18 protein-coding genes are annotated in these 16,685 nt (G+C 67.9%); 6 read left to right on the top strand and 12 right to left on the bottom strand.

From position 1 onward, the window contains the following. Positions 1-58: 58 nt before the first annotated feature. On the bottom strand, positions 59-703 hold the full coding sequence (locus AC3EO7_RS11465) for a YqgE/AlgH family protein (protein WP_431968402.1): 645 nt from the start codon (positions 701-703) through the stop codon (positions 59-61). A 174-nt stretch (positions 704-877) separates the two neighbouring features. Here AC3EO7_RS11465 and AC3EO7_RS11460 point away from each other — a divergent pair, with 174 nt between their 5' ends. Then, positions 878-1,639 carry a lysophospholipid acyltransferase family protein gene (locus AC3EO7_RS11460; protein ID WP_435591155.1) on the top strand — a complete coding sequence of 254 codons (762 nt, stop codon included), beginning with the start codon at positions 878-880 and terminating at the stop codon, positions 1,637-1,639. Between the two features lie 2 nt (positions 1,640-1,641). Here AC3EO7_RS11460 and AC3EO7_RS11455 read toward each other — a convergent pair whose 3' ends face one another. Next, positions 1,642-1,953 carry a GNAT family N-acetyltransferase gene (locus AC3EO7_RS11455; RefSeq protein ID WP_431968398.1) on the bottom strand — a complete coding sequence of 104 codons (312 nt, stop codon included), beginning with the start codon at positions 1,951-1,953 and terminating at the stop codon, positions 1,642-1,644. 160 nt (positions 1,954-2,113) lie between these two features. Here AC3EO7_RS11455 and AC3EO7_RS11450 point away from each other — a divergent pair, with 160 nt between their 5' ends. After that, positions 2,114-3,700 carry an alpha/beta hydrolase gene (locus AC3EO7_RS11450; RefSeq protein WP_431968396.1) on the top strand — a complete coding sequence of 529 codons (1,587 nt, stop codon included), beginning with the start codon at positions 2,114-2,116 and terminating at the stop codon, positions 3,698-3,700. Between the two features lie 193 nt (positions 3,701-3,893). On the opposite strand, the gene AC3EO7_RS11445 is transcribed toward AC3EO7_RS11450, so the two are convergent. Together AC3EO7_RS11445 and AC3EO7_RS11440 are read right to left on the bottom strand one after the other, a co-directional pair. Continuing rightward, positions 3,894-5,009 carry a glycerate kinase gene (locus tag AC3EO7_RS11445; protein ID WP_431968394.1) on the bottom strand — a complete coding sequence of 372 codons (1,116 nt, stop codon included), beginning with the start codon at positions 5,007-5,009 and terminating at the stop codon, positions 3,894-3,896. 178 nt (positions 5,010-5,187) lie between these two features. Continuing rightward, positions 5,188-5,541 (bottom strand): winged helix-turn-helix transcriptional regulator, encoded by a 354-nt coding sequence (locus AC3EO7_RS11440; protein ID WP_431968392.1) that lies wholly within the window; start codon positions 5,539-5,541, stop codon positions 5,188-5,190. A gap of 137 nt (positions 5,542-5,678) precedes the next feature. Here AC3EO7_RS11440 and AC3EO7_RS11435 point away from each other — a divergent pair, with 137 nt between their 5' ends. After that, positions 5,679-6,569 (top strand): NAD(P)-dependent oxidoreductase, encoded by an 891-nt coding sequence (locus tag AC3EO7_RS11435; RefSeq protein WP_431968390.1) that lies wholly within the window; start codon positions 5,679-5,681, stop codon positions 6,567-6,569. A 47-nt stretch (positions 6,570-6,616) separates the two neighbouring features. Here AC3EO7_RS11435 and AC3EO7_RS11430 read toward each other — a convergent pair whose 3' ends face one another. The 3 genes from AC3EO7_RS11430 to AC3EO7_RS11420 are packed head-to-tail and all read right to left on the bottom strand — an operon-like array spanning position 6,617 to position 8,626. Next, entirely contained in the window at positions 6,617-6,859 is a 243-nt protein-coding gene (locus AC3EO7_RS11430) for a helix-turn-helix transcriptional regulator (protein ID WP_174555485.1), read from the bottom strand. Beyond that, positions 6,849-7,700, bottom strand: a complete 852-nt coding sequence (locus tag AC3EO7_RS11425; protein WP_435591154.1) for an ABC transporter permease — start codon at positions 7,698-7,700, stop codon at positions 6,849-6,851. Before AC3EO7_RS11425 ends, AC3EO7_RS11430 begins: the two co-directional genes overlap by 11 nt. After that, a complete protein-coding gene (locus tag AC3EO7_RS11420; protein ID WP_431968386.1) occupies positions 7,697-8,626 on the bottom strand; it encodes an ABC transporter ATP-binding protein in 930 nt (309 codons plus the stop codon). Before AC3EO7_RS11420 ends, AC3EO7_RS11425 begins: the two co-directional genes overlap by 4 nt. Before the next feature lie 436 nt (positions 8,627-9,062). Here AC3EO7_RS11420 and AC3EO7_RS11415 point away from each other — a divergent pair, with 436 nt between their 5' ends. Next, positions 9,063-9,263, top strand: a complete 201-nt coding sequence (locus tag AC3EO7_RS11415; protein ID WP_431968384.1) for a hypothetical protein — start codon at positions 9,063-9,065, stop codon at positions 9,261-9,263. 565 nt (positions 9,264-9,828) lie between these two features. Beyond that, the gene (locus AC3EO7_RS11410) at positions 9,829-10,275 is read left to right on the top strand and encodes a nitroreductase/quinone reductase family protein (protein ID WP_431968382.1); all 447 of its coding nucleotides are present in this window, start codon (positions 9,829-9,831) and stop codon (positions 10,273-10,275) included. A gap of 1 nt (position 10,276) precedes the next feature. Here AC3EO7_RS11410 and aroQ read toward each other — a convergent pair whose 3' ends face one another. Both aroQ and AC3EO7_RS11400 read right to left on the bottom strand, forming a co-directional pair. Continuing rightward, positions 10,277-10,714, bottom strand: a complete 438-nt coding sequence (aroQ, locus tag AC3EO7_RS11405; protein WP_431968380.1) for a type II 3-dehydroquinate dehydratase — start codon at positions 10,712-10,714, stop codon at positions 10,277-10,279. Positions 10,715-10,792: 78 nt separating this feature from the next. Further along, on the bottom strand, positions 10,793-11,389 hold the full coding sequence (locus AC3EO7_RS11400; protein ID WP_435591153.1) for a hypothetical protein: 597 nt from the start codon (positions 11,387-11,389) through the stop codon (positions 10,793-10,795). Between the two features lie 475 nt (positions 11,390-11,864). On the opposite strand from AC3EO7_RS11400, the gene AC3EO7_RS11395 reads away from it, so the two are divergent. Continuing rightward, the gene (locus AC3EO7_RS11395) at positions 11,865-13,478 is read left to right on the top strand and encodes an NTF2-like N-terminal transpeptidase domain-containing protein (protein WP_431968376.1); all 1,614 of its coding nucleotides are present in this window, start codon (positions 11,865-11,867) and stop codon (positions 13,476-13,478) included. A 73-nt stretch (positions 13,479-13,551) separates the two neighbouring features. Here AC3EO7_RS11395 and AC3EO7_RS11390 read toward each other — a convergent pair whose 3' ends face one another. From AC3EO7_RS11390 to AC3EO7_RS11380, 3 genes are all read right to left on the bottom strand, one after another. After that, positions 13,552-13,911, bottom strand: coding sequence for a DUF3054 domain-containing protein (locus AC3EO7_RS11390; RefSeq protein WP_431968374.1), 360 nt, complete (start codon positions 13,909-13,911; stop codon positions 13,552-13,554). 96 nt (positions 13,912-14,007) lie between these two features. After that, complete coding sequence (locus AC3EO7_RS11385; RefSeq protein ID WP_431968372.1) at positions 14,008-15,102, bottom strand: lysylphosphatidylglycerol synthase transmembrane domain-containing protein; 1,095 nt, start codon at positions 15,100-15,102, stop codon at positions 14,008-14,010. 4 nt (positions 15,103-15,106) lie between these two features. Then, a complete protein-coding gene (locus AC3EO7_RS11380; RefSeq protein ID WP_435591215.1) occupies positions 15,107-16,627 on the bottom strand; it encodes an adenylate/guanylate cyclase domain-containing protein in 1,521 nt (506 codons plus the stop codon). Between the last annotated feature and the right edge of the window lie 58 nt (positions 16,628-16,685).

The following is a 16,685-nucleotide window of genomic DNA, read 5'->3' as shown; positions in this document are numbered from 1 at the left end:
CGGGTCAGTTCTTGCGCTTCACGATGTGGACTCCTTCTCGTCTGAGGAGTACACGGGCTCAGTTGCGTTCCAGTTCAATCGGGTGGGTGGCCAGCAGCGAGAGCGGCAGAGGCTGGCGGCGCAGCACGTGCGCCCAGAGATCGGAGCGGCCGGTGCTGATCGGGTCGGAGGAGAGCGCCGAGAGCACGATCCAGTCGTCGTTCTCCAGCTCGCCCTCCAGTTGACCGAAGGTCCAGCCGGAGTAGCCCGCGAAGATCCGGACGCCCTCGACGAGCGGGGCGATCCGATCGGGATCGGCGTCGAGGTCGACGAGAACCACGCGGCCGTCGACCCGGCGCAGGCCGGGCGCGCCCGCGGTGGTGGCGCCGGCCTTCAAGGTGCCGAGACAGAGGGCGGCGTCCCGTTTCACCGGCCCGCCGCTGAACAGGGTGCGCGGTGTAGTGGCCAGATCGGCCCAGCGCGGCAGCACGTCGTGGACCGCGGTGTCGGTCGGGCGGTTGAGTACGACGCCGAGACTGCCGGAGTCGTTGTGCTCGATGATGTACACCACAGTTCTTCGGAAGGTCGGCTCGACCAGATCCGTCGCCGCCAGCAGCAGGGTGCCCGCCCGTACCGCCTGCTCGCCGCGCCGGAAATCGCGACGGCGACGGTCACCGTGCCCGCCGTGAGTTTTCCGATCATCCGGGTCGTCTCCGCGTGCCACTCGCACATCATCGCAGTTTGTGCGCCTCAGTGCTCGTTTCCAGGCCCCTGGATTTCGTCGCGAGTTCACCGCGGGACAAAAGGGGCGACAACTGTCTGAGCCAATTTTCCGGCCCTGTTCGGCGGCCAGCTGCCCGATGTGGCACATACACGGCGACGTCGTAGAGTCGGCGGTATGGAAGCGCCCGAGGTCGTCCTCGAGAACAGTGACGCCGTCTACGACTACTACCGCGATCACCGGCAGAACCGGCTGAAGGCGAAGGCCGCGTATGCCCTTCTGGGACGCCGCTACCACCCCCGGATCAGCTACGCCGAGCGCGCCAAGGAAGCGGTGCGGGCGCTGACCAGGTCGGGCAAGCCGATCATCTTCGCGATCAACCACCTCTCGCAGAACGATCCGTACACGGTCGCCGCGGCGGCCTGGCGCAGCCCGCTGCGCACGCTCATCGGCCGGGTGCGTGTACTGGCCAAGGACGAGCTGTTCCTCGATCCCGACCAGCGGCGCAAGGTCGACATGATGGGCGGCATCCCGGTCTTCCGTGGCAGGGATCACGGCATCAGAGCGGTGAACGCGGCGGGGCAGCGCATGATGGACATCTGCGCAGAACGGCTGGCGCGCGGTGATCACATCGCGGTGTTCCCCGAAGGCACGTGCAACGACGTCGACCCGACCAAGGTGCAGGCCGTCGGCAGCGGCATCGGGCACATCGCGTTCCGCGCCATGAAGCTCGGCGTGCAGCCCACGCTGGTCAGCCTCGGTCTGAGCTACGGCCCGCGCCCCGACCCGACCATCGAGCCGACCAAGGAAGAGGCCAAGTCGGCCAGCTTCTACTTCCAGTCGCCGATCGCCGACCTGCCTGGCAAGCCCGCGGAGATCGCACGACTGGTGCACGCGGATCTACAGCTCGCGCTCGACGGCGCCGTCGCGAACTACTGAGATCACTGCGGCAGACCGAGGCGTTGTCTAGCCCACTGTGGCACCGCGGCGATGTACTCGGGGTGCGTCTGCACGAAGTGGTGAACCAAGGGGCACATCGGCAGCACGCCGAATCCCTCCCGGCGAGTGCCCGCCAGCGCCGTGCCGACCAGCTGCGTCGCGTAGCCCTGGCGCTCGTAGCTCGGGTAGATCTCGGTGTGCACGAACGCGCGCTCGGACGCGGTGTCCTGGTATTCCGCGTATCCGGCGATGGCACCGTCGACGTAGATCTCGAAGCGTTCCAGGGCGACATTGTTGCGGATCTCGGTCGACATGGCTCGACGCTACTCCGGTATGCCCGTCGGCGAGACATCGCAGCGCATCCGGTGTGAAATCGTCGGTTCGACTTGTCTACCCGGCCGCGGCCCGATCAGAATGCTCTTGGTCGCGCCGTGCGCTCTGCCGAGGGCGGTGGCTCGGCGGAGGTGCGAAAACATGATGAGGACGCGTATTTCACGGGTGGCCGCCACCCTTGCCGCAGCGGGTCTGCTCGCCGGATCGGTGGTGACGGGACTCGCCGACGCCGCTCCCGCAACGGTTTTCGGATCTTGTCCGGAGGGCGCGGTGCCCGAGAACTCGGGCGCGCAGTGCGCCGTGATCAGCGTGCCGATGAATCACTCCGATCCCGACGGCCCGCGTATCGATCTCACCGTCAGCCGGATCGCCGCCACCGGCGAACGGCACGGTGTCATCTTCACCAACCCAGGCGGCCCCGGCGCCGACGCGCTCGGGTTCTGGGCGCAGCGCGTCGAGGTCGTGCCCGCCGCATTGAACGCCCACTACGACCGCGTCGCGGTGCAGCCGCGCGGGCTGCGCTGGGCCACTCCACTGCGCTGTGCTGGCGGCACGGAAGAGGCGGAGGGACAACAGGTTTCGATCGGCGGCGGCAGTCGCGACGAGATCGAGAAGGCCTGTGACGCGGCGCAGCCCGGCTACCTGGACACCATCACCACCGAGAACACCGCCCGCGACATGGATGCGGTGCGCGCCGCTCTCGGCATCGAGCGGATCAGCTATCTCGGCACCTCGTACGGCACCTACCTCGGTGCGGTGTACGCCTCGCTGTTCCCCGACCGGGTCGAGCGCATGGTGCTCGACTCCAACGTGCACCCGGACTGGGTGTGGACCGAGGAGTTCGCTCAGCAACAGGCCGCGGGCAAGCAGCGCCTCGACGACCTGTTCGCCTGGATCGCCGAGCACAACGGCGAATACCGGCTCGGCGAAACGGCATTGCGCGTCTACCAGAACTGGGTGCGGCTGGTCTCCGCGCAGGGCGGCGGCTGGTACGCCAACCTGACGCCGCCGCCCGCGAGCGTGGCCGATCTGCCGGGTGAACTGCCCGAGCCGTTGGCCGAGTTCGCCCGCGACGGCTTCAACGGCACCATCGAGCAGGGCGGCAAACTCCAGAACCTGGTGCGCACCTTGATCTCCGGCGGCGGCTCGGCGCAGGTGCCGCTGGTCGGCGCGACCGCGGTGGCGACCTACACCCGTTCGTTCTGGCCGACTTTCGCGCGGGCGATGTCCGATGCCAACGCCGATCCCGCCAACGTGCAGCGGCTGCTCGCCATCGAGGGCGCCACCGCCACCGACCCCACCGGCCGCTTCGTCTTCTCGGCCATCACCTGCAACGAGAACGCGGTGCAGAGTCGCCCGGAACTGATCGGCGCCGCGATCGGCACCATCGCCTCCGGCGGCAACGCCATGGACGCCCGTGCCGACCTGGTCCGCGCGGGCCTCAGCTGCGGATCCTGGCGGCCGGTCGCCGAACCGGTTCCGTTGAGCGGCGCCGCCCTGCGCACGAAACCGCTACTGCTGCAAAGCAGGTACGACGCACTCACGCAATACGAAGGCGGCCCGGCGATGGCGCGGGCGCTCCAGGGTTCTTTGATCACCGTCGAAGGCGGCGACCACGGCACCTTCGGGCGCGGCAACCCCGCGGTCGACGACGCGGTGCTCACCTACCTGCGCACCGGCCAGGTCACCATCACCCACGCCGAGCAGGCCCCACTCCCGACCCGCTGATGCGCCTGCTCTCCCACGTGCGGATATCCGGCTCGCATGCGGAGAGAGATGGCGGTTCGGCGGCCGGATGCCCTAGCGAAAGCGGCCTTCCGCACCGATGCCCGGGACGAGCTGACGGCGGTCGGCTGCTACCGCGATCGGGGCGGCGTGGCGCTGATGTATGGGGGCGATAAGGCGTGGTGACGGTTGCCGTTCAGAGCTCGTGCTGGGCAATGCCGTCGCCGATTCGCTCGAGGAGTCGTGCGGCGTTCGCCATGGAGCGAGCCGGGTCCGGTTCGAGGTCGCTCAGTGGGTAGCAGGCGGTGAAGCCCGCGGCGCGCAGTGCGTCCGGATCGAGCTGAACGCGGCCCGCCACCGCGACGACCGGGACGCCCGCGGCGCGCGCCGCCGCGCAGACGCCGACGGGGGCCTTGCCGTGCAGACTCTGGGCATCGAGCGAGCCCTCGCCCGTCACCACGAGGGTCGCCTCGCGCAGCAGGGCCGGGAAGTCGAGGAGATCGAGCAGCACCTCGATGCCGCTGCGTACTTCTGCGTCGAGTACCGCGAGCGCGCCGAAGCCTGTGCCGCCCGCCGCGCCCGCTCCCGGCCGCTCGGCGAATTCCGGGCCGACCAGCTTCGCCCAATTCGTCAGCGCCGCTTCGAGAATCGCTCGTTGCGCCGGGTCGGCGCCCTTCTGCGGTGCGTAGACCGCGACCGCGCCCTTCGGCCCGAGCAGCGGATTGTCCACGTCGCAGGCGAGGGTGAACCGGGCCGCGGCGGCTCTCGGGTGCAAGCCGGTGCGATCGAGGTGTGCCGCGCGTGCCAAAGCACCTCCGCCCGACGGCAATTCACGACCTTCGGCGTCGAGGACGTGAACACCGAGCGCGCGCAACAGACCCGCGCCGCCGTCGGTGGACGCGCTGCCGCCCAGGCCGAGCACTATGTGCGTCGCGCCGCGCTCCAGCGCGTCCGCGATGACGACGCCGAGCCCTTCCGTCCCCGCGCCGAGTGGATCGAACTGTCCGCCAGGCAGTTTCACCAGTCCGGCGACCTCGGCCAACTCCACGACCGCGGTGTCCCCGCGCAGTGCGTAGGCAGCGGGCGCCGGAACGCCCGTCGGCCCCGGCGCGATCGACTCGACCCGCTCCCACCCCGCGGCGACGAACGCGTCCACGGTGCCGTCACCACCGTCGGCGACCGGAACGCGCACGAGCTCGGCGTCGGGCCGCGCCGCGGCGATTCCGGCCGCCAGCGCGGCGGCCACCGCTGACGCGGACAGCGAACCCTTGAACTTGTCGGGGGCGAGCAGCACCCGGGGCGCGGAGGTCATGCCCACATTGTCGGCGCAGCCCCGAACCCCCGCACGCCACGGCACGCCCCACATCGCCGCGCAGATCAGCGACATTTGCCCGAGCGACCGAGCTCGTTCTATCGACGGCAGTCGGATGGTTCCGACGGGGTGGTCCGAGAGGCCCGTGGAGCAACCATTGCTCTCCCGCCGGTCGCGCTCAGCCGACCGACGCCAGATTCCCGAGCAGTTCCACCCGATGCTTGTCGCCCCACTCTTCGAGCGGGCGCAGCGCCGCCGCGAGTTCGTGGCCGATCGGGGTCAGCGAGTACTCGACGCGCGGCGGGATCTCCGGAAACACCTCGCGGTGTACGACTCCGCTGGACTCCAGCTGGCGCAGATTCTCGGCGAGGACCTTCTCGCTGACGCCTTCCAGGAGGCGCCGGATTTCGCCGAAGCGCTGGGGGCCCGCACCGAGCACCCACATCAGGTGCAGTTTCCATTTGCCGCCGACGACGTCGATCGCGACCGACATACCGCACACATCGTGATCCATGTCACTCTTGCCGTTCATCGCCGACCTCCTGACCATATTTCGGACCTCGAGGTAAGTATCCCCACCTCGACGTGCGGTCTTGTCGACTCTACCTGCACAGACGACTATCGGTTCCGGCGCCGCGAACCAGCAATCCAGAACCGAAGGGGCACACAATGTCCGAGCAGTCCACCCGTTCCGTTTCCGTGATCGGCCTCGGTCCGATGGGGCAGGCGATGGTCCGGGCCTTCCTCGACGCGGGCGTCGAGGTGACCGTCTGGAATCGCAGCACCGCCAAGGTCGACGCGATGGTCGAACTCGGCGCCAAGCGGGCCGCGACGGTCGCCGACGCGCTCGACGCCAACGAGGTGACCGTGGTCAGCCTGACTCACTACGCCGCCATGTACGACGTGCTCGGCCAGGCCGAGGACCGGCTGGCGGGCAAGGTGATCGCGAATCTGTCGTCGGATTCGCCGGAGAAGACCCGCCTGGGCGCGGCGTGGGTGCGCGAGCGCGGCGCCCAGTTCATTTCCGGCGGCGTCATGTCGGCGGGGGACAACATCACCCATCCCGCGTCCTACATCTTCTACAGCGGTCCGCGCGAGGTGTTCGACGCGCACGCCGAGCTGCTGCGCCCGCTGAGCCCGCAGGAGTACCTCGGCGCGGACGACGGTCTGGCCCAGATCTTCTACCAGGCGCTGCTCGTCATCTTCCACCCGTGGCTGCTGGCCTTCGACCAGGCCACCGCCGTGATCGCGAAGTCGGGCCACGACATCGCCCAGTTCGTACCGTTCGCGGTGCGGTCCAGCGAGGCGTTCCCCTACTTCATGCAGGAGTTCTCCGTCGCCAACCAGGCGGGCGGCTGGGCCGACCTGGCCAGCTTGAAGATGATGGAGGCCGGCGCGCAGCACATCATCGACGCCAGCGAAGAGGTCGGCGTCGACGCCACCTTCTCGCACACCGCTCAGTCGTTCTGGCGCAAGGCCATCGCCGCCAGCGAGGAGCGCGGCAGGGCGGTCTCCACCTACAACCTGATGCTGGGTGAGCGCGAGTCGGACGCGGTGTGAGCCGTCCGGACGAGCCCGCTCGGTGACCGTCATCGGCCAGTTCGTCCTCAGGCGGTTTCGCTTCCCGATCCGAGCCGGGGGAACGGGGCGGTGGAGAAGACGACCTCCACCGCCACCTCGAAGTACTCCGCGATGCGCAGCGCCAGGTGCAGGCTCGGGCTGTATTCGCCGCGCTCGAGGTAACCGATCGTCTGGTAGTGCACGCCGAGCGCCTCCGCCAGCTCGCGCCGGGAGATGCCACGCTCGGCGCGCAGCATGGCGATCCGGTTGTAGATGACCTCAGTAGGCACGCTGCATGGCCTTCTCGCGTCGGGCGGCGACGCTGGAACCCGATTCCCGCCGTGCCATCCTGCGCAAAAGGATCGGCGCGAGAACGAATCCCGCCGCCGCCCAGATGCCGAGCACCGCAATGGTTTCCACATGCCGCCAGGAGCCGCCGAGCTCGACGGCCGCCGCCTCGTCCGGCAACATCGCCGCGCGCATGCCGAGGCCGAGCCAGTAGATCGGGAAGCACTGGGCAATTCCCTGCACCCAGCCCGGTATCGAGGTGATCGGGTAGAAGATGCCCGACACCGCGACCAGACCCATGATGGGCATGGACGCGAACCCGACCCCGCGCGGGCTGTCGAACAGCGCACCGATGCACGCGCCGATGGGCAGGGTGGCCAGCATGCCGAGCAGCACGATGCCGATCAGCGACAGCCACGCGGCCGGGGTGTCCAGCGCGACGTCGCCGACCACGAACAATCCGGGGACGAGCACGATGCCGAACGGCACGAGCACCCAGCCCGACACCGTGACCACCTTGCCGACCAGGTAGCCCACCATCCCGTTCGGAGTCGCCTTGGCGCGCAGCAGGGTTCCGTCCTCGCGCTCCAAGCTGAGCAGCTGGGCGATGCCGAAGATGCCGTTGAACGAGACCAGCATGCCGAGAATGCTCGGCAGCGCGAGCGTCCCGAGCGCGAAGCCGCTCGACCCGAACGTCGTGTTGCGCATGAAGATCAGCACGACCACCATGATGACCGGCCAGAACAGCAAGCCGAAAAGGTCCTGGCCGTTGGTCACCGTCTGCCGCAGCTCGATCACGCCGCGCGACAAGCCTGCGCGGACCGCGTTCCTGATCGGGTTCATCGCGCCACCTCCTCCAAGGCGTGGACTTCGTTCTCCAGCTGACCGGATTCGAACTGCCGCACCAGTGTCATGTACGTGTCTTCGAGGGACGCGCGGCGCACCTCGAGCTCGCCGATGTCCTCGCCGTACTGCTTGAACAGCTCGTAGACGAACTTGGTCGACTCGGTGGTGGTGTGCACGAAGCGCTGGCCGTCGCGAGTCCAGCGCACCTCGGCCTCGCCCGCGATGCGGCGGGACAACTCGTCGGCCGAACCGTCCGCGATGATCCGCCCGCCCGCCAGGATCAGGATGCGATCGGCCAGCTTCTCGGCCTCGTCCAGGTCGTGCGTGGTGAGCAGGATGGTGGTGTGCAGGTCGTCGGCCAAACGGTGGATCAGGTCGTGGAATTCGCGCCGGGCCTGGGGATCGAAACCGGCGGTCGGCTCGTCGAGGAACAGCAGTTCCGGGCGGCCGACGATGCCGATGGCGACGTCGAGCCTGCGCCGCTGACCGCCGGACAGGGACATCACCTTCGTGCCCGCCTGTTCGGTCAGGCCGACGGCCTCGATGAGTTCGTCGGTGTCCCACGGCCGGCTGATTCGCTCGGTGCCGTACGGCGCGTAGTACCCGCCGAGATTCGACAGCAGTTCGCGCACACGCCATTTCCCGTGATCGCGCCAGGATTGCAGGACGACGCCGATGCGGGCCCGCCAGTCCTCGCCGCCGTGCGCGGGATCGGCGCCGAGGACATCGACCCGGCCCGCCGAACGGATGCGGAAGCCTTCGAGTATCTCGATCGTGGTGGTCTTGCCCGCGCCGTTGGGGCCGAGCAGGGCCAGGACCTCACCGTGCCGAGCCTGGAAGCCGACCCCGTGCAGGACGTCCTTCGCGCCGTAGCGCATTCGCAGACCCTCGACGTCGATCACGACGCCATCGCCCACAGTCATGGCATCCTCCCGTTATGCGGACCGGATGGTTCGTAGCATACCTACTACATTCCGAGGGAACAATGCTTTGCTCGGCCGAAACCGATTGGCGCACCGGCTCGCCGATGGAGGACCAGTCGCCATCGCCGCCGGTGGTGTAGGGGCCGGGCGAGCCGGAAGCGGGGAAGTGTTGCACCAGTGCGCCTTTGTTGCACCAGTCGATGGCGGCGGCGACCACACCGCATCGAATGAGAAATCTGCTGGAGCGCAAGGCGAAATTCGACATGCCAACAGCGTTCGTCGCCGCGCTTTCCAGAAGTTTATGAAGGGCAAAGCATCTCGAGCCTGTCGGTGATGCGGTCGCCCGCTCGCCGGTAGCGGGCCGCTTTTCGAATCCAGTTCGACGCCACGCCGCGCTGGTCGTTGCCTTCCGGCTGTTCGTTATTCAGCCTTAGCTATGCCCGACACCTGCCCCACCTGCTCGTGGTCCTCGCCGATGCTCGTGTCCTCGCATCGCTCCGTCCGCTATTTGCGCTGCGTGTGCGGTAGATGGCTGGTCTCGCACGGTGGTGGGGTGGATCTGGTCGCCGAACGCGGTATTGCCGCCGAGCCGCAGGCGGCCGAACACCTCGAACTGATTCCGCTTCCCGAGGGGTGAGCGTTGATTCGGCGCGCGATTCGGTTCGCGTGCTTTCCCTTTCGGGATATCGGCGATTCCGGTAGCGCCGGCGTTCTGCGCACGAAGACTATTTCGTAGTCCGGCCGAGCGAGTCGGGTCGCGATCACTTCGGCTCTGTCGAAGCTGGAAGTGCCGACGGTCGAGCACTTCTGGCGGATCGCGGCCGTTTTCGTGCTCGTGGGTTCGACGCTTACTTGTTGGTTCGTCTGGTTCCTCGGTAAGCGTTGCCTCGTTGCCTCGTTGCCTCGTTGCCTCGTTGCCTCGTTGCCTCGTTGCCTCGTTGCCTCGTTGCCTCGTTGCCTCGTTGCCTCGTTGCCTCGTTGCCTCGTTGCCTCGTTGCCTCGTTGTCCATGCCCATGTCCATGTCCATGTCCATGTCCATCTCCATGCGCGTTGCCCGTGCCCGTGACATGCGCCGAGCTCGGGTGGCATCCGGGAGGGACCGCGCGTCCACAGAAAAGAGAGCACTGCTCTTGACTTTGTGCGCACAGGGGTGGATCATTGTTCTCAACAGAGAGCAGTGCTCACAGAATGAGGAGACATCATGGACGCCACCACCCGCTACATCGGCCCCACCGGCTTCGATCCCATCGTGAACCGCATCGTCAACTGGCTGCCCCGGCTGGGAATCAGCATCGCGGGATCGCGGCTGCTCGCCGTGCGTGGCCGCAAGAGCGGGGAGTGGCGGACCACGATGGTGAACCTGCTGGTGGACGAGACCGGCGCGCGCTACCTGGTCGCGCCGCGCGGGCACACGCAGTGGGTGCGGAATCTGCGGGTCGCCGGCGCGGGCGAATTGCGGCTCGGGCGCAAGGCCGAGGCGTTCACGGCCACCGAGGTGGCCGACGCGGACAAGACGCCGGTGCTGCGGCTCTACCTGGAGAAGTGGGGCTGGGAGGTCAACCGCTTCTTCGACGGCATCACCAAGAACTCGACCGACGACGAACTCGCCGCCATCGCATCGGGTTTCCCGGTTTTCCGTATCGCGTGAATCAGCGGGTGGCGAGGAATTCGATGGCGGCGGCGTAGCCCTGAATTCCCATGCCCGCGATCACCGCGGTGGCGATGGGGGAGATGAAGGAGTGGTGCCGGAATTCCTCGCGGGCGTGCACATTGCTGATGTGCACCTCCACGATCGGCACCTCGGGGATCACCAGCGCGTCGCGCAGCGCGACCGAGGTGTGGGTGAGCCCGCCGGGATTGATGACGATCGCCGACTCCGCGCCGCGCGCCTCATGGATCCGATCGATCAGCGCGCCTTCGTGATTGGACTGGAACGCGACGATCTTCCTGTCGAACTTCGCCGCAGTCCGTTCGCATAGTTCGACCACGTCGTCGAGGGTGGCCGAACCGTACACCTCGGGCTGGCGGGTGCCGAGCATGTTCAGGTTCGGCCCGTTGAGGACCAGGATCGGGGCGGTGTCGGCCATGGGGCCAACCCTAATGGGCGCGGCCACAGAGCGAACCGCGCCCGGCCGAGCAGGAACGCCCGGCTCACGAACCCCGGCTCACAAACCTTTCGGGCCCTCCGACCGCAGGTCGTCGACCTTGCGCATCGCCGTGCGCAGTTCCTCGAGCCACGCCTCGGCGTGCTTGCCCGCCAGTTTCACCGTCCAGGCCAGCGCGTCGGAGCGAGAGCGGGCGACGCCGGAATCGACCAGGGTGTCGAGCACTTTGCGCTCCGGCTGGCGCAACCGCGTCATCACCGGAACGGCGAGCTGGGTGAACATGATTCGTTCCCCGTCCACGGAGACGCCCCACGCCACGTTGCGGCCGTAGCGGTGCTGGGCCTCGCCCGCGATCTGCATGCGCGCCGGGCGGGTGGATTCGCGGAAGCGGGCGATGGCGCCCTCTTTCGTCGCGGCCGGGATCTTCTCGGTGGGCGCTTCGGCGTCCTCGGTGTCGGTGGGCTCGGGCTTGGGCAGCGGCAGCTCGCCGATGACCACGATCTCGTCGCGGTCCACCTCGATGACCGGTTTGCCGACGAACCAGTCGCTGGGCAATCTTCCGGCGAACCAGTCGGGCACATCGGCGGGGTCGGGAAGATCGGCCTGTTGCCAGCCGCCGGGGCGTCCGAAACCTCGTCCGCGGTGTTCGTGCCTCATGGCGATTCTCCTTCAGGAGCAAGGCGTGTATGCCTACTTACTGTGGTGCGGTGTTGCAATGATTACAAGATTACGCCGCAAGTCAGCGCGGTGGTTCCGCTCTGCGTGAACAGGGTGGGGAAGGGGTACTCCAGGGAGGTCGTACTGTGCCGGACGCGCTCTGTTCGGGACGGATGACTGACCGCAGGGGTTCTCGCCCGCGTTCGCGTTTCGGCAGGTACGGTAGCGGCGCCGGTTATCGCCTTGTGACTGGACACCGTTACCGATCGGGACCTTCGGACAGGCGTTTTCGGGCACAATTGACAATGCTGAGCATGGGTAACGGCCCGATCACCGGGACGTCGCAAACAGGTTCATTTCAGGTACGGTGGTCTTGTTGCTGGAGTGACAAGAGTGAAGAGTGGGCGACATGGATGTGAGGGGATCTCGCCGCTTTCGCGTTAGGGGCGCACTAGCACTCGCGGGAGCGGCGGCTGTGGCAGTCACCATGGGTTCCTGCGGGTTTCGCGAGGAGCCCAGCGAGCCCGCGGCCGTCGTCGAGCGCTTCACCGAACTCCTCGACAACCAGGATTACAAGAAGGCATCGGAGCTCACCTCCTATCCGAACGCCGCTTCGGCAACGCTGAAGCAAATGTTCGAGGGTCTGCATCCAGGCAAGGTCGACTACCAGAAGACCCAATTCATCGGCCTCGACTCGCAGTCGGCGATCTTCAGCATGGACGTCGACTGGAGCTTCGGCGCGAACAAGAACTGGAGCTACAGCCTCCAGGGCACGGTCCGCAAGCTCGCGATCGGCTGGCGGATCTCCTGGGAACCGTCTGTCGTGCTGCCGCAGTTGCAAGGCAACCGCACCGTGAAGCTGGTGCGCACCACGCCGACCCCGCCCCCGCGGGTCCTCGACATGGTCGGCGCGCCGCTGATGCACGAGCAGGTCATCAACGTGATCAAGCTCGACCCGACGCGAATGCCGGATCCGGTCGCCTCCACCGACGCGCTGGCCAAGGCCATCGAGCCCGTCGCGCCGCTGATCACCGGCCCCGCGCTGATGCAGCAGCTGGCCTCCTCTCAGGGCAAGCCGATCGTGGCGGTCAACCTGCGCGATGGCGATTTCGCGATCCTGGAACCGCGGATGGCGCCGATTCCCGGCGTGGTGATGGAGAAGCACCCGCGGCTGATCTCCTCGGACCGCCGGGTCTGGTCGCCGCAGCTGGACGCGCTGCGCAAGGTCTGGGAGACCAGCCAGGACGAGCACTCCGGCTGGGGCGTGCAGATCTTCGAGCCGGACGGGCGATTCATCAGCCAGGTCGCCGGCTACCAGGGGCCGCCGGGGCCGGACATCATCGCCACCATGGACCAGCGGTTGCAGCGCGCCGCCGAGGACGCGGTGGTGAGCGTCGGCACGCCCGCCACGATCGTGGCGATCCAGCCGTCCAGCGGAGCGGTGGTCGCGGTCGCGCAGAACAGTCAGGCCAGCGAGCACGGACCGATCGCGTTCACCGGCCTGTACCCGGTGGGCGGCAATATCGAGCTGTTCCGCGCCGTCGCGGCGGCCGGTAACGGCAAGGCTCCGCAGGACGTTTCGGTGCAGGAGGCGGCGGAGGCCGCGAGCAGGCTCGGCATCGGCATCGATTTCCAGGTGGCCGGGCTGGACGAGGTGACCGGACGGCTGGCCATCGCCGGACGCAGCGCCGAGCAGGTGCGCCAGGGCGGCGGGTCGGACGCGGTGCTGGCCAGCCCCTTCGGGATGGCGATCGCGGCGGCGTCGATCGCGCGCGGCGAGGTGCCCGCGCCGAAGATCGAGGTCACCAAGACGGGTGGCACCGACGCGCAGCTCACGCCGCTGGGCGGCGAGCTGACCGAACGGCTGCGCACCATGCTGCGCGACGCGACCGGAGCTCCCGATCTGTCGCCGCTGCGGCCGTACCCGGTGATCGCCTACGCGGCGAAAGCGGGCGACGACGGCTGGCTCATCGCGAACATGGGCGATCTGGCGTTCGCGGTGCACATCAACGACGTGGACAGCGGGAACGCCACCGCGCGGATGGCCGCCAGGATGTTGCAGTCGCTGGCCGCGCCGGAGCCGTCGTGATCGCCGCGCTCGGGTTCGCGCGCTGATCGGTTCGCACGCCGATCCGGTGCCTGCGATCCATCCGCGCGGCGGATCAGTTCAGCGCTCGGATCGCCGCGCGCCAACCCAGCAGGAACAGCGCGAGCACCGTGGCCGCGACCAGTACGAAGCTGAACGCGATCCCCTGTCCGCTGATCGCGCGCAGCGCCATTCCGCCACCGAGGGTGCCGAGCCACACCAGGACTCCCGTTGGCCACACCAGGGTTCCGTCGAGGCGTCCGGTGCGGCGCTCCACGGCGAGCGCGGCGGCCCACCCGATCGCCAGTCCGATGGCAAACGGCCACAGCGTCTTCAGCAGGCCCGCGATCACCGCCTCGTCGTGACTGCGCCGGCCGATGACGCAGAACAAGATCACCAACAATGCGTCCACCGCCACCGGAACCAGTCTCTTCACGGGCGCAAGCGTAGTGCGGCATCGTTTCGATCTCGATCTTGACACCGATCCGATACTGGCCCTGTCCAGTCACTTCGCCGGGACGTCGTCAGGCGTTCAGAGCGTGCGGCGCGTCTCGAATTCCTTCTCGTAGTCGGCGTCGTCGGCTTGAGGTGTACGGAAGAGGAAGGCGAAGACGATCCAGCCGACGATGGCGACCAGGATGAAGCTGACCAGGCGGTAGACGAAGGCGGCGGCGACCGCTTGGGCGGCGGGCAGGCCCGCGCCCGCGGTGAGGCCGTAGATCAGGGTCGCGTCGACGTAGACGATGCCGCCGGGGGCGAACGGGATGGAGCCGACGGCCTTGCCCGCGGTGAAGGCGATGAGCAGGCCCGCGAGTTTCGGATCGGCGCCGACGGCGTAGCAGGCCGCGCCGAGACAGGCGACGTCGCCGAATCGGTGCACCAGCGCCCAGCCCGCCACCCAGACGCCATCGCGTTTGCCGAGATCCACCGACTCGAGCTGGGTCAGGATCTCGGCGACCTTGCTCATGCCGTGGTCGGCAGAACGCTTGCGTACCCGGTTGACCAGCGCGAGCAGCCGACGCAGCACCTTCTCCAGCGAGCCGGGATTGCTCGAGATGTAGTTGCCCGCCCAGATCAGGGCGGCCACCGCGGCGAGCGAGAGCACGAGCTTCAGCGGTCCCACCTGATTGCCGACCAGCAGCGCGCCGCCGACGCCGAGCAGCGCGAGCCCGGCCGTCGCGATCACGCCGGAGATGACCAGCTGCCAGGACGCGACGATAGGACTCGCGCCCCAGCGCCGGGTCTGCCGGTAGGTGAACGCGGTGGAGAACACTTGCCCCGCGGGCAACGTCACCGACATCGCGGTCGCGCCGTACACGACCGCCACGGATTTGCTCTGACTCACGTCGACGCCGCCGGCGCGCAGCAGTTGTTTCTGCACCCGGCCGAATCCGCTCATGGCAAGCGCTTGGAACCAGATACAGGCCGCGACCCAACCCCAATGAATTTCGGTGAGTTTCTGCCACGATTCGTGTAGCCGCGGCCACAGATAGACGCCTTCGCCGATCAACAAAGCCAACAGCGCGGCGCCCAGCAACCATTTGGCCCACCAGAATTTGCTCCGGCCTTGCTCGACGGTGGACGTTCGCGGTGCAGGCTCGCCCGCTGTATCCCCGTTGGCCGTCACGCCGTCAGCCTAACGAATCTGCTGTTCGAACGTCGGCATCGGTGCGCGGGTCGGCGCCTTCTTTCGGCCACGCCAATCGGGTTTTCCTGCGGCGACCGCGCAGCTGCACCTCTTCGCCTTCCACCCAGAACTCCTGCTCGCTTTCCTCCGCGAAATACAATGCGCTACCGGAGGCGAGCACTCGGCCGGGTTGATCTTTGGCCAATTCGGTCAATCGGGAAGCCTCGTTGACCGGATCGCCGATCACCGTGTATTCGAAACGGTTGGCGGCGCCGATATTTCCGGCGACAGCCAAACCCGCGGACACGCCGATGCCGATGTCGAGGCCGGGCACCTCGCGCAGCGCCTCGCGGAGTTCGCGGCCCGCCGCGAGCGCCGCGGTGGGCGCGTCCGGCCGGTCCAGCGGCGCGCCGAAGATGGCGAGCGCGGCATCGCCGACGAACTTGTTGACGAACCCGTGGTGCCGGTCGATCACGTCGACCACGATGCGGAAGAACTCGTTGAGCAGGCTCACCACCTCGGTGGGCGGCCGTTCGGCGGCGGTGGCGGTGGAGCCGACCATGTCGACGAACAACACCGCGACGAATCTGGTCTCGCCGCCCAGCTCGGTGCCGTAGTCGAGGGCGCGCTGCGCGACTTCCTCGCCGACGTGCTGACCGAACAGCTCCTGGAGCTGGCGGCGCTTGGCCGCCTCCTCCATCATGCGGTTGAAGCCGACCTGGAGCAGGCCGATCTCGCTGCCGTCGAACACCTCGACCTGCACATCCCGGGCGCCCTCCTGCACCCGGTCGATGGCCTGGCTGAGCTGACGCACCGGGTCGGAGATGCTCGAACCGGTGAGCATCGACAGCGCGAGCGCCTGCAAGATCACCACGCCGCAGAGCAGCAGGATCGAGATCGCCAGCGACTGGGCGGAGAACTTCACGTCCGAGGAGATCTGGGTGACGCACAGCAGCACGATGGCGATGGTGGGCGCGAAGGTGCCCATGCCCCAGGTCATCCCCATCCTGGTGCCGACGCCCGGCGTCAGGGTGTGATCGAAGGTGCCCTCGGTCAGGGCCTGCGCCGCGACCGGACGCAGGATGCGCTCGCCGAGCATGTAGGTGAAGCCGAACACGATGGTGGCCGCCATGCACTCGGTGACGATCACCGCACCGGCCAGCGCGGGCGTGTCGGAGATGATGAGTCCGGCCAGCACCGCGCCGCCGATCAGCCACAGCGCCAGATGCAGGATCGCCTGGCGCAGCGGCGCGTGCAGTGCGGCCATCTGTTCCTGGCGGCTCGGCGGACCGCCGCGCATCTGCCAGCGCATGACAGGGCGCAGCATCAGCGCCGAAGCGGCGAGGCTGAGCAATCCGCCGGTGATGAAGACGAGTGCGGGGATGAGCAGACCGGTGCGTCGGGTACCGGCCGCCTCGCCTTCCGGAACGGGGAGTCCGTACTGGATGAACGCCCACACCAGCACCGCGCCGAAGGCATTGGCCAGCAGCATCGATGTCAGGTAAAGCGGCCAGCGCGTATGCATGGTCTGCTTGACCGCTTCCAAGGGCGCTGACACGCCCCCTAATCTAGCGTTTCGATCA

The organism is Nocardia sp. bgisy118, from assembly GCF_057708605.1.
Note: the sequence above shows the minus strand (reverse complement) of the source record. Positions and strands in the feature narration are given on the sequence as shown.

Bases quoted from the DNA above. Each gene is read 5' to 3' on its own strand.
- AC3EO7_RS11400 (WP_435591153.1), bottom strand. From the start codon at position 11,389: ATGAGGCACGAACACCGCGGACGAGGTTTCGGACGCCCCGGCGGCTGG.
- AC3EO7_RS11425 (WP_435591154.1), bottom strand. From the start codon at position 7,700: ATGAACCCGATCAGGAACGCGGTCCGCGCAGGCTTGTCGCGCGGCGTG.
- aroQ (WP_431968380.1), bottom strand. From the start codon at position 10,714: ATGGCCGACACCGCCCCGATCCTGGTCCTCAACGGGCCGAACCTGAAC.
- AC3EO7_RS11415 (WP_431968384.1), top strand. From the start codon at position 9,063: ATGCCCGACACCTGCCCCACCTGCTCGTGGTCCTCGCCGATGCTCGTG.
- AC3EO7_RS11460 (WP_435591155.1), top strand. From the start codon at position 878: ATGGAAGCGCCCGAGGTCGTCCTCGAGAACAGTGACGCCGTCTACGAC.
- AC3EO7_RS11450 (WP_431968396.1), top strand. From the start codon at position 2,114: ATGATGAGGACGCGTATTTCACGGGTGGCCGCCACCCTTGCCGCAGCG.
- AC3EO7_RS11445 (WP_431968394.1), bottom strand. From the start codon at position 5,009: ATGACCTCCGCGCCCCGGGTGCTGCTCGCCCCCGACAAGTTCAAGGGT.
- AC3EO7_RS11440 (WP_431968392.1), bottom strand. From the start codon at position 5,541: ATGAACGGCAAGAGTGACATGGATCACGATGTGTGCGGTATGTCGGTC.
- AC3EO7_RS11455 (WP_431968398.1), bottom strand. From the start codon at position 1,953: ATGTCGACCGAGATCCGCAACAATGTCGCCCTGGAACGCTTCGAGATC.
- AC3EO7_RS11410 (WP_431968382.1), top strand. From the start codon at position 9,829: ATGGACGCCACCACCCGCTACATCGGCCCCACCGGCTTCGATCCCATC.
- AC3EO7_RS11435 (WP_431968390.1), top strand. From the start codon at position 5,679: ATGTCCGAGCAGTCCACCCGTTCCGTTTCCGTGATCGGCCTCGGTCCG.
- AC3EO7_RS11380 (WP_435591215.1), bottom strand. From the start codon at position 16,627: ATGCATACGCGCTGGCCGCTTTACCTGACATCGATGCTGCTGGCCAAT.
- AC3EO7_RS11420 (WP_431968386.1), bottom strand. From the start codon at position 8,626: ATGACTGTGGGCGATGGCGTCGTGATCGACGTCGAGGGTCTGCGAATG.